7 protein-coding genes are annotated in these 12952 nt (G+C 46.5%); all 7 read left to right on the forward strand.

The genetic code is table 11. From position 1 onward, the window contains the following. The 7 genes from AC1HCU_RS06785 to AC1HCU_RS06815 all read left to right on the forward strand — a co-directional run bounded on the left by AC1HCU_RS06785 (position 1) and on the right by AC1HCU_RS06815 (position 12951). The gene (locus tag AC1HCU_RS06785; RefSeq protein ID WP_480370658.1) at positions 1-2172 is read left to right on the forward strand and encodes an alpha-galactosidase; all 2172 of its coding nucleotides are present in this window, start codon (positions 1-3) and stop codon (positions 2170-2172) included. An 11-nt stretch (positions 2173-2183) separates the two neighbouring features. Next, the gene (locus tag AC1HCU_RS06790) at positions 2184-4208 is read left to right on the forward strand and encodes a glucosidase family protein (RefSeq protein ID WP_480370660.1); all 2025 of its coding nucleotides are present in this window, start codon (positions 2184-2186) and stop codon (positions 4206-4208) included. Between the two features lie 51 nt (positions 4209-4259). Continuing rightward, on the forward strand, positions 4260-5702 hold the full coding sequence (locus AC1HCU_RS06795; protein ID WP_294071370.1) for an alpha-L-fucosidase: 1443 nt from the start codon (positions 4260-4262) through the stop codon (positions 5700-5702). Positions 5703-5709: 7 nt separating this feature from the next. Continuing rightward, positions 5710-8304 carry a glycoside hydrolase family 95 protein gene (locus AC1HCU_RS06800; protein ID WP_480370663.1) on the forward strand — a complete coding sequence of 865 codons (2595 nt, stop codon included), beginning with the start codon at positions 5710-5712 and terminating at the stop codon, positions 8302-8304. Between the two features lie 76 nt (positions 8305-8380). After that, positions 8381-10270, forward strand: coding sequence for an alpha-L-fucosidase (locus tag AC1HCU_RS06805; RefSeq protein WP_480370666.1), 1890 nt, complete (start codon positions 8381-8383; stop codon positions 10268-10270). 66 nt (positions 10271-10336) lie between these two features. Next, positions 10337-11680, forward strand: coding sequence for a Gfo/Idh/MocA family protein (locus AC1HCU_RS06810; protein WP_480370669.1), 1344 nt, complete (start codon positions 10337-10339; stop codon positions 11678-11680). A gap of 26 nt (positions 11681-11706) precedes the next feature. Then, the gene (locus tag AC1HCU_RS06815; protein WP_480370672.1) at positions 11707-12951 is read left to right on the forward strand and encodes a glycoside hydrolase family 88 protein; all 1245 of its coding nucleotides are present in this window, start codon (positions 11707-11709) and stop codon (positions 12949-12951) included. Position 12952 lies beyond the last annotated feature (1 nt).

Raw genomic sequence — 12952 nt, forward strand, 5'->3', positions numbered from 1 at the left:
ATGATTCGAAAAAATATAGGACTTTCCATCCTGCTTTTTGTCTGTCTTATCATACAGGCACAGGATTCACCGGTCGCAAAAAAGATCTTCAGCATCACATCGGGAGAATTGAAACTGACGCTGATGGTGGGAAACGATGACCGGCTTTATCAGCTCTATTTTGGCAATGCGGATATCAAGGCAGAAATACCCAAAAAGCTTCCAACACGGGAATGGGAGTTTTTACCACCCTATGGAAACGGCGTAGTCACCGAGCCGGCAATTCAAGCAACTCATGCCGATGGCAATACTTCCACCGAGCTTCATTACGTGAGTCATAAAAGGGAAGCACTGCCGGATGGGTTGGAGCTGACAACGATTTTTTTAAAAGATCCGGCCTACCCCTTTCATGTGGAAGTTTACCTGAAATCGTATCCGGAAACCAATGTAATGGAGATATGGAATTCCATCTCACACAACGAAGACGGAAAAATAACCCTGTATCGGTATGCATCGGCCTCTCCTGTTTTGAAAGCCAAAGAGTACTGGATGACGCAATTTATCGGAAACTACAAACGGGAAGCATCACTTTCGGAAGAAAAATTGACGGAAGGAATGAAAATCCTGGACTCAAAACTTGGAATACGGGCAACACAAATGCGCATTCCTTCGTTTATGCTTTCCATGAATCAAAAAGCAGAGGAAAACAGTGGCGAAGTTTTTGGGGCTTCACTGAGCTGGCCGGGAAGCTTTCAGATGGCTTTTGATATGGACTGGAATAAAAATTTACGCATCCTCACCGGGATGAATCCAGCAGGAGCACAATATCATCTGCAGAAAGGCGAGAAATTCACTACACCGCCCATTGTCTGGGCATACAGCAAAAACGGGAAAGGAGATATCAGTCGGAAATTTCACCGCTGGTCGACCGATCATGTGATCAGAGATCCTCAGAAGAACCGGCCCGTTTTACTTAACAACTGGGAGGCAACGCATTGCGATTTTGACGAGAAGAAGCTGACCTCCCTTTTTGACGGAGCGCAACAGGTGGGTGCTGAGCTGTTTCTGCTTGATGACGGCTGGTTTGGAAACGACGAATTTTCCCGGGATGACGACAAGAGAGGATTGGGAGACTGGCAGGTTTCCCGTAAAAAACTTCCAAACGGATTTCCTCATTTGGTGAAAGAAGCAAACAAAAGAGGCATAGACTTTGGAATATGGATTGAGCCCGAAATGGTCAACCCCAATAGCGAGCTTTACCAGCAACATCCGGACTGGATCATTACGCAACCAAAGCGGGAACCCATTCTGGGCCGATATCAGGAGATTCTCGACCTGACCCGTCCCGAGGTGCAGGCATTCGAGTGGAACGTCATCAATGACATCTTACATCCCAATCCGGATATAGCCTATGTAAAATGGGACTGCAACCGCTATGTGACACAACCGGGCTCAAATTATCTCTCCCCGGGTGAGCAAAGCCATCTTCTGATTGATTACAACCGGGAATTGTTAAAGCTGATGGAGCGCTTTGCCACCAACTTCCCCAATGTCATGGCAATGATCTGCTCCGGGGGTGGAGGCAGAGTCGATTTTGGTTCGTTGCGGTATTTCCACTCATTCTGGCCCAGCGACAATACGGATCCCATTCAGCGCGTGAAAATTCAATGGGGTTTTTCCCATTTTTTTCCGGCAAGCACGATCTCCTCGCATGTTACCCGCATGGGGAAAGCCAAAATGAAATTTGCCATAGACGTGGCCTTGAGCGGGGCATTTGGAGTAGATCTGGCATTAGACAATGCAACACCCGAAGAACGCGAGCAAATAGCGGAAGGGATCCGGATTTATAAAAGCACCATCCGTAACCTGGTGATGTCGGGAGAATTGTATCGTCTGCTCTCTCCGTATGGCAGTTCCACCTCTTCGTTGAGCTATGTTTCACAAAACAAAGACCAGGCAATCCTCTACATTTATCAGATTGAAGACGGCCATGTCCCCACAATCACCTTAAGCGGTTTGGCAAAAGACAAGAATTATCTCATCAGGGAAATTAATATTCCCGACGGGACAATCTCGAGATTTCCGGCAAACGGGAAAAAGTTTTCCGGTTTGGAGTTGATGGAAAAAGGAATTGAAAATCCACTGTCGATGAAATACGAGAGTGCCGTGCTGGAATTAAGTGTGGTAAATTAAAAAGCAATCGGATGAAAAAACAGAGTTTATTGGCTATTTTTCTGCTGTTGTACACATTAGTTTGTGCGCAGAACGGGGACAGATGGAACATACAGGAAGATGGTTCCATTCAATGGATCATTGAAAAAAACAACACACCACATTACGATCATCTTGAGATGAGCGGACAAATGTTATCGGTGGTATTGCGATACGGAGTGGATAAGGAGGGTGCTTTTCATCTGAACAGAAGCCTGGTCTTCCCGATGCTCAGAATGAAACCCAACAAAACACAAAGCAACCTGAAACAGCGGTTTGACATCAGCATCCCGGCACTGATTACCGTGGAAGACAAAAGCTTAACGAATGAGAAAGTAATGGACATCTCGTTCGACGGAGCAATGAGAGTGGAAAGTTCTTTCAGTTATATCAGCGGCCGAAATCTGGTGAGTGATGGAATCAGCATGACCCGACAACTTTATCCTTCTGTTTTATCACCCTTTTATTGTGAGGAATATGCTTTAGAAAACAGGATAGACAAACCCGTGTCGATTCGCATCCCGGAATGGAAAATTGCTTATTCCACACCCGACTCGGCAGGCGTTTATGGGGCGTATAGTGTAGAAGCTCTGTTGTCAAAAAAGGGAACATTCGTTCTGAAACCAGGTGAGAAGCTGGAGTTTTACGCGCTCTTTTCCGGTAGAAAAATCAATGAATCGCCTTATCTCTCCGCAAACATCGGAGCAGAAAAAGAGGCTCGGAAAAAACTGCTCAAACAATGGAGCAACAATCTGGTGTTAAGCACACCGGATCCTGTTTTAAACAGCATGTTTGCATTTGCAAAAATCAGGGGTGCGGAAAGTATATACAGAACCAAAGGAGGTCTTATGCACGGCCCGGGCGGAGAATCATATTACGCCGCCATCTGGGCCAATGATCAGGCCGAATACATAAATCCTTTTTTCCCGTACCTGGGTTATGAAATCGCAAACGAGTCGGCATTAAACTCATTCCGCCATTTTGCGCGTTTCATGAATCCGGATTATAAACCGATACCCAGTTCCATTATTTCGGAAGGAGTGGGTACCTGGCATGGAGCCAAAGACCGGGGTGATGGAGCCATGATTGCTTACGGCGCGGCACGATACGCGCTTGCCCGCGGGAACAAAGACGAAGCGATGGAGTTATGGCCATTGATCGAGTGGTGTCTCGAGTTTTGCCACCGGAAACTAACACCTTCCGGAGTGGTTGCGTCCGATTCCGACGAGCTGGAAAACCGCTTTCCGGCGGGTGATGCAAATCTAACCACCTCATCGTTGTACTATGATGCTTTACATTCAGCGGTTTTACTGGGAAAAGAGTTGGGTATACCTGCTTCCAGGCTCAAGGCTTACAATCAACAGGCCAAAGCACTCGAAAGAGCCATTGAAGCACATTTCGGCTATGAAATAGAAGGATTTCACAGCTATCGCTACTATGAGGGCAACGAAATCCTTCGTTCCTGGATATGCATGCCCCTGACAGTGGGAATTCATACACGTGCAAAAGGAACTGTCGAGGCTTTATTTTCACCCAGGCTGTGGACGGATAACGGATTGCTGACACAGGCAGGTACCGAAACTTTCTGGGACAGATCTACCTTGTATGCACTCAGAGGCAGCATTGCTGCAGGAGAAGTGACCCAGGGAATCAATTTCCTGAAAAAATATTCCCGCAAAAGACTGTTGGGAGATCATGTGCCTTATGCCATAGAAGCATGGCCTGAAGGGGAACAGCGTCATCTGTCGGCCGAGAGCGGTCTTTATTGCCGCATTTATACGGAAGGCTTGTTTGGCATACGGCCTACGGGGCTAAGAAAGTTTGACATGACCCCGCGTCTGCCGCAAGATTGGAATTACATGAATCTGGAAAACATCAGGGCACATGAAAACAATTATTCCATATTTGTAAACAGACTGAATGATGTCCTTCTGGAAGTGACCATCACAAAAAATAACGGACAACCCGTAATAAAAAAACGGATTAAAGATGGTGAAAAAATATCCGTACGCCTGTAAACAGTTCCCTGAAACCGGATTAAATCAATTAATCAAAAAATATAAGCAAATATGAACAAAAAACTTTTTTTATCTCTGGCAATTGTCATGATGTCGATCGCCTGTTTTTCTCAAAAACCGAATTCTGCCCTGGATTACAACGAAAAGATGAGTTGGTGGCGTGATGCCAAATTCGGCATGTTTATCCATTGGGGTCCCTACTCGATGTATGGCGGAGTGTATAACGGATTTAACCAGCAACGCGGTGGCGCGGAATGGATCATGAATCGCTGTAAAATTCCGGTAATGGAGTACCGGGCAAAGGCAAGTACCTTTAATCCGGTAAACTGGAATGCCGATGAAGTGGTGAAACTGGCAAAAGAGACCGGAATGAAATACATGGTCTTCACGACCAAGCATCACGATGGATTTGCCATGTTTCAAAGCAATGCCAGCAATTTTAACATGGTGGATTACACCCCTTTCAAACGGGATGTGATTGATGAATTTGTGAAAGCATGCCGGAAGTATGACATGAAATTTGGCTTTTATTATTCACAGTCACAGGACTGGTGTAATTCCGGTGGTGCAACGGCTCGCAAACTGATGCACGAAGGCTGGCCAAACCCAGACTCGGTACGAATCAACGAGTTTACGGCTGCCAACCGCGGAGCCTGGGATTGTCTGCAAACGGACAATACCTTCGACGAATATTTTCACAGCGTGGCGCTTCCACAGGTAAAGGAACTGTTGGAGCGATACAGCGATGTATCGGTCATCTGGTGGGATACTCCCATGTCGATCACGGATGAACAGGCTTCCAGATTACAAGAGGAGCTGGCCAAATACCCTCAGGTAATTACCAACGACCGGCTAAAAAGACCCAACTTCGCAGGTGATTTCAAAACACCGGAAGGCTTGATTCCAAAGGCGGAGGATATTGTGGGAGTAGACTGGGAAACTTGCATGAATATCGGTAGTTCATGGGGATTTAAATCCTGGGAAGAAAAATGGAAATCACCCTACGAGTTAATCAAAAATCTGACATCGATCGCCGCCCGTGGTGGAAACTATCTGCTGAACATTGGCCCTACCCCACTGGGAGATGTTCCCGGTGAAGCAAAATCACGGTTAAATGAGATGGGGAAATGGATGTCGGAATATGGCGAATCAATTTATGGAACACAACGAAGCCTTATTTACCCAGCCTGGGGCGAATGTACGCGAAAGGATGTCGGAAATAAAACCGTTCTGTACTTGTGCGTCTCCGAGTGGCCGAAGGACGGCAAGCTCATTTTCGATGCAAACTACAAGGTCAAAAAAGCCTCTTTGCTGAATAATAACAGCACTCTAAAGGTGGACAGGAAAAACAGACAGATCACTATCCAAGTCCCGCAGCAGGCTCCCAACAAGTATGTATCGGTAATAAAGCTGGAGTTAAACGAGAAATTACCCGTCAGCAAGCTAATCTCCAACACGGATAAATATTTTGAAATCGCAGATGAACAAAAATAATTTAAACATGAAGAAAACAGTACATCATACAGCGTTGCTTCTTCTCGGAATAATACTTTCGTTCTGTTCTTCCGACAAACAATCTTCAACAGATTTAAAGCTTTGGTACGACGCACCTGCCCGGATATGGGAGGAAGCGTTGCCGCTCGGAAACGGCAGCCTGGGAGCAATGGTTTTTGGCAATCCCCTCAATGAGGTGTACCAGATGAATGAGGAAACGCTGTGGTCCGGCCCCATGGAAGAACGAAACAACCCTCTTGGACCAGCTGCTTTGCCTAAAATTCGAGAAGCAATTGACAAAGGCGATTACAAGCTTGCCGAGAGCTTATGGAAAAACAACTCACAAGGCCCGTATACAGCCAGGTACCTGCCTCTTGCAAACTTGTTGCTGAATATGCACAGAGAGGGGAATGACGTAGAAGATTTCCACCGCGATCTAAACATCTCGGATGCCACTGCCACTGTCTCTTACAGAATAAATGACGTAGAATACAGGAGAAGCAGTTTTATCTCATTCCCCGACCGTGTAATGGTCATTCAACTTGAAGCAGATAAAAAAGAGGCAGTCTCTTTTGATCTGGGAATAAACAGTGATTTGCGCTACGAAACCCTCATCGACGGCAACAAGCTGATCCTGAAAGGGAAAGCTCCATACTATGTGGCAAACAGGAAATACGATCCCAATCAGATTCTATACTCAAATGAGAAAGATGGCCCGGGAATGAATTTCGAAGTCCACCTGCTTCTCATTCCCCAGGGTGGAAACATCGAAACGAATGATTCTGTTTTGTCGTTGTCAAATGCGAACTCGGCTACGATCATTGTTGCCGCAGCAACCAGCTATCATCAGGATTCATTTGAACAATCTTCCACCGATCTGACTTCAGCAGGCACAAAGGCGGAAGAGTACCTGACCAAAGCACAAGCTCTTGGATACAAAAAGCTGATCAGCAGGCACAGGGAAGATTACAAAAATTTATTCGACAGGGTTATCCTGAATTTGGGCGAAGGGAAAGAAGAACTCCCAGTAAACAAGCGTCTTGCAGCATTTCAAAACGATGATTCAGACAAAAGCCTCATTGCGCTGTACTATCAGTATGGACGTTACCTGACCATCGCTTCCTCAAGAGCGGGGAGCTTACCCTCCAACCTGCAAGGAATATGGAACAGGCATGTTCAACCACCCTGGGGATCCAATTATACCACCAATATCAATACAGAAATGAACTATTGGCCGGTGGAGACAACCGGACTTCAGGAGTGCTTCGAGCCTCTCCTTTCGTTTGTCGAACGTCTTTCGCAGGAAGGTGCCAAAACGGCTAAAATTAACTACGGGATAGACAGGGGATGGCTCGCGCATCATAATTCTGATGCATGGGCGCAAACCTCACCAACCGGCGGGTATGATCAGGATCCAAGTGGTACCCCCCGATGGTCGTGCTGGCCAATGGCCGGTGTGTGGTTTTGCCAGCACTTGTGGGAACATTATGCATTTGGCGGCGATAAGCAATATCTCGGAGAAAAAGCTTATCCCCTCATGAAAGGGGCAGCCGAATTTATGCTGCAGTGGCTGCAGGAGGACCCCGAAAGCGGCTACCTGGTCACCAATCCCTCTTCTTCTCCGGAGAATAACTTCAAATATATCGACCGCGACGGAAACGAGCAGGTGGGGGTAATTGCCAAAGCCACGACCATGGACATGAGTTTAATCCGTGATCTGTTTGTCAACAGCATCCGGGCTTCGGAAATATTAGAGACAGATGCATCCTTCAGGGATGAATTAAAAAAAGCCCTGGCCCGCTTGTACCCTCCACACATGGGATCCAAAGGACAACTTCAGGAGTGGCACAAAGACTTTGAAGATGTGGACCCCGAGCATCGCCATGTTTCTCATCTCCTGGGACTCCACCCGGGAAAAGAGGTTTTGCCCAGGATCAACCCAGACTATGCAAAAGCCTGCAAACGCACCCTTGAGCTTCGTGGTGATGGGGGCACAGGATGGGCTATGGCATGGAAAATAAACTTCTGGGCCCGTCTGGAAGATGGTGATCACGCATACAAGATGTTGAAAAACGGATTGAGGCATGTGGATGCAACAGAAGTGTCCATGAAGGGCGGTGGCACCTATTCCAACATGTTCGACGCACATCCGCCATTTCAAATCGATGGTAACTTCGGAGGCACGGCAGGCATCACCGAAATGTTACTGCAAAGCCATTCCGATGAGATCTTTGTTTTACCGGCACTTCCCGGCAACTGGAGCTCGGGTTCCGTAAAAGGACTTCGTGCCAGAGGAGGTTTTATATTGGATTTCGATTGGGAAAACGGAGCATTGAAAAATATAGCAGTTCTTTCAACTTTGGGAGGAAATTGTCGCCTGAGAACACATACAGCACTTCAGGCAAAAAGTGTATCTTTGCAAAGTGCACACGATGCTAACCCTAACGGTTTCTATCCTAAGCCAAGTTTTCCGCCTCTCATTTCGAACGAAAGTGAATCGGATGTGGAGCTTTCGCTGAAAGAAACGTATCTGACCGATTTCAACACCGAAAAAGGAAAGAGATATACATTAACTACCGAACCAAACACTTTTAGTAAGTAATTACAAAAGAAATTCACGTATTGAACGAGTAACGATGAAAACAAGTGAATCGAAAAGTTCACGATTAATTGCAGATATGAGAACATGTTGGCAATTTATCGGCCTGTTTTTCCTCCTTTCATTGACAGTACAATCGCAAAACAAAGGGGACGAACAAGGTATGGCCATCCTGGAGAAGCTACAGTTACCACAAGATAAAGAAGCCGTGGCAGAGGCCTACGCAACCTGGTGGACAAAATCACAGGAAAATCTCGGCCAACGCATGGAGTGGTATGCCGATGCAAAATTCGGGTGCTTTATCCATTGGGGTGTCTATTCCGTTCCTGCAGGAATGTGGGAAGGAAAAAAGGTGGGAGGTTATACGGAACATCTCATGCGCAAAGCTCAAATTCCTCTGGTGAAGTATATCAAGGAGCTGGTTCTTCCTTTTAATCCGGTAGATTTTGATGCGGATGAATGGATGCAAACGATTCGCGATGCCGGCATGAAATACGTGGTCATTACGGCCAAGCATCACGATGGATTTGCCATGTACTTTTCGGACGTCTACCCCTATGATATGTCGCTGACAAAGTATAATAAAGATCCCATGACCGCACTTCGGGAGGCTGCCCGAAAATATGGCATCAAGTTCGGATTTTATTATTCCCATGCCTTCGATTGGGAACATCCGTGTGCGCCGGGAAATGATTGGGAGTACCCCGATCATCCCGGGGGCGACCGTTTGGTAGGGGGAAGCGATTGGTGGCTGACACGGCCGGACTATCTTCCCATGGCCGATAAATACGTCAGAGAAAAATCAATTCCTCAAATACAAGAGTTGATTAAAAAATACGATCCTGATCTGATGTGGTTTGACACACCCCACAAATTACCGCTATACCAAAACATTCGCATATTGGAGGCTATCCGGGAAATAGATCCGGAAAACAAAATTGTCGTAAATGGCCGGTTGGCTCGTTTTGCCGATAAAAACTTAGGCGACTATGCAAATACAGGCGATCGTGCGGCGCACCTTTATCCCACGCCGGGCTTTTGGGAATCTATTCCCACAACCAACGAATCTTACGGATACAGCATCGTGGACAGAGAACGCAAGCCGGTAAGCCATTTCGTGCGCTTGCTCTCTTCCGCGGTAGCAAAAGGGGGAAATATTTTATTGAACGTGGGCCCGATGGGTAACGGAAGATGGGATGAAGTAGATGCCACAATCTGTCTCGAAATTGGAAAATGGTTAAAGATAAACGGTGATGCAATCTATGGCGCTCAAAAAACAGATTTACCCCTGCAATCGTGGGGCGTAACAACCCAAAAGGGCGATACCCTGTATGCTCACGTACATCAATGGCCAAAAAACGGCATTCTCACTGTCGGGGGACTGACTTCTGACATTGGCAAAGCCTGGATTGTTTCGGATCCTCAACAAAAGAGAGTCTCTTTTTCGCGGGTAAATGACAAGGATGTAGCAGTCTATCTGCCTGCAAACGCCCCGGATTCGATAAACACCATCGTTGCGTTTGCTGTAAAAAAAACAAAAAAGTCCTATCCGATCCGGCTGTTGGACGACACCGGCGACAATACACTGTTCACCTTTGATGCCGAACTAATGGGCAGTGGGTTACGGTTTGGCGATGGAAAGGTCAACAGGAATTACGTGACAAACTGGAAAAAGGACGATCAATGGATGCGATGGAAAGTAAGAATCAATAAACCTGCAAAATATGATCTCTTCCTGGATTATAACACGGTTGAAGATGCCGATACGGGGGAGGTATGCATACATGTTGCCGGCAAAAATTTCACGGTTAACTATCCCCCACACCCCGAAAGAAAAGGGACAAACAGTGTGTATGCCGGTAGCATCACATTAACGAAAGATGAGTTTGAGTGTTCTCTCCGGGGAAAGAATTATCAGGGCAATCAGTTCATGAACCCTATTTCTGTCCGATTTATAAAAACACCGTAGAACCGTTTTTTCGCATAATTCAATGAGAACAGAGTACAATAAATAATTACCAAAATCCATAATAATATGAACGTAAACAGAAGGGAATTTATCAAAAAAATCAGTGCCGGAGCAGCAGGAATCGCCGTAAGCGGTTCAATAATGGGCATGCCGGCAAAAAGTTACAAACGAATCATCGGATCCAATGACCGTATTCAAGTTGCCATAGCCGGGCTCGGCCGCAGGTTAGGCGCTTTTTACGAACCCATAGCAGCAAAGAAAGCAAATGTAGAATTGGTGTACCTGTGCGATGTGATGGAAAAACAACGGATAAGAGCCTTGCAGAACTTTTCCAAACATATTGACTATAAACCAAAACTGGAAAATGATATCCGCAAAGTACTCGATGATCCGAAAGTGGATGTATTGATTAATGCCACCCCGGATCACTGGCATACTCCGGGATCCATCATGGCAATGAAAAATGGGAAACATGTGTATCTGGAGAAACCATGCAGCCACAACATGTTTGAAAACGAACTGCTGGTGGAAGCTTCTAAAAAGCTGAATAAAGTGGTACAAATGGGCAATCAGCAGCGTTCATCCCCCCATACCATCGAAATAATTCAGGAAATTCATCGTGGTGTCATTGGAACACCCTACAAGGCTCTGGCATTTTATACCAACACAAGAGGCGAAGTGCCGTTGCAAAAAAAAGCAGCCGTACCCACCGGCCTCGACTGGGAACTTTTCCAAGGCCCGGCCCCGCGACGTGAATACACATCAGAAACATGGGATTACAACTGGCACTGGTATGGATGGGATTACGGCACCGCCGAAACGGGAAACAATGCCACCCATGAACTGGATATTGCACGCTGGGCGTTGGGGGTTCACTTTCCCCTCCGGGTAGATGTAGAAGCAGCCAAACGTCATTTTGTCCACGATGGTTGGGAAATGTACGATACCATGGATGCGACCTTTCGTTTCTCCGGAGACAAAATTATCCTGTGGGATGGCAAAAGCCGTAACGGATACGATACGTATGGGGGAGGAAGAGGAACCATCATTTATGGAAGCGAAGGAACGGTGTTTATCGACCGGAACAAGTATCGCCTGTTTGACAGAAACGGAAAACTGGTGAAAGACAACCAGTCGTCCGCAAACGAGGCCGGAACGGCTTTAGGAGGAGGTGGCGACATGACGACCGGGCATGTGATCAATTTCTTTGAAGCGATAAGGGGCAAGGAGAAGCTCACTGCACCCATCGATGATGCCAGCATCAGCATGGCCATGGTACATTATTCAAACATTGCATACCGTATAGGGAAAGGATTTGACATTGATGATAAAACCGGCAGAATGTACGACCGCGATGCGATGAAACTATGGAGCCGCGATTATGAACCCGGATGGGAACCAACAGTATAAATACAAATTTTAATAAATAGAAAAAGATGTACAAGATATTTACGCTATTCAGCATCCTCGCTATCGGCCTTTTCACCTCTTGCAAAACACAGGTATCCGGTGATTTAACCAAACAGAACTTCGATTTTGCGTCAGAACAGCTTACCTACGCGTTGCAGGAGATAGATTCTGCGAAAGCAAGAGATGGACGAGATTCTCTTACCAAAGCGGAAAAACCGCTGGTGAGCCCCCGCACCCTGGATGAAAATGGAAATCCGAAGCTGGTTGTTTCCCGGGACTGGACAAGTGGCTTTTTCCCGGGAGAACTGTGGTATATGTATGAATATACAAAAGATCCAAATTTGGAGAAACAGGCAAGAGCATTCACCGCTTCCCTCGAAGTGCAAAAGTTTACAAAAACCACCCACGATCTGGGGTTCATCCTGTATTGCAGCTTTGGGAACGGACTGAGACTTACAAACGACCAACGTTACAAACCCATCTTGATGGAAGCCGCAAATTCACTGATCTCCAGATACAAACCCAATGCAAAAATTATCCGTTCGTGGGATCACAATCGCGACAAATGGCAATGTCCGGTTATCATCGATAATATGATGAACCTGGAATTGCTTTTCTGGGCATCCAGGGAAAGTGGTGACTCCACCTATTACAATATTGCCGTGAATCATGCGAACACAACCATGAAAAATCATTTTCGCCCCGATTATGGCACCTATCACGTAATCGACTACGACACCATTACAGGCAACGTATTGAATCGTCACACCCACCAGGGTTATGCACACGAGTCCACCTGGGCCCGGGGGGAAGCATGGGCTTTGTATGGTTATACCATGTGTTATCGCGAGACAAAAGACAGCGCCTATCTGGACCAGGCCCGGCATGTGGCAAATTTTATCTTTACAAACCCCAACCTGCCGGAGGATCTGATTCCTTACTGGGATTTTAATGCGCCCGAAATTCCCAACGAACCCCGTGATGTCTCGGCAGCCACCGTCATCGCATCGGCGCTCTATGAGCTGAGTAGCTTTGGTGGGGAAAAGGCAGTTCAATACAAAGAACAGGCCGACACCATCCTGAAGAACCTGACACTTCACTATCGTGCCACCTTGCACGACGACGGCGGATTTCTGTTACTTCACAGTACCGGATCAAAGCCGTCGGACTCGGAAGTGGATGTTCCTCTGGTATATGCCGACTATTACTTCCTGGAAGCGCTCTTACGAAAGGAAAAAATTGAGAATAACTTGTCTTTAACCGAAAAATAAA

Source organism: Proteiniphilum sp. LBM24028 (assembly GCF_056629195.1).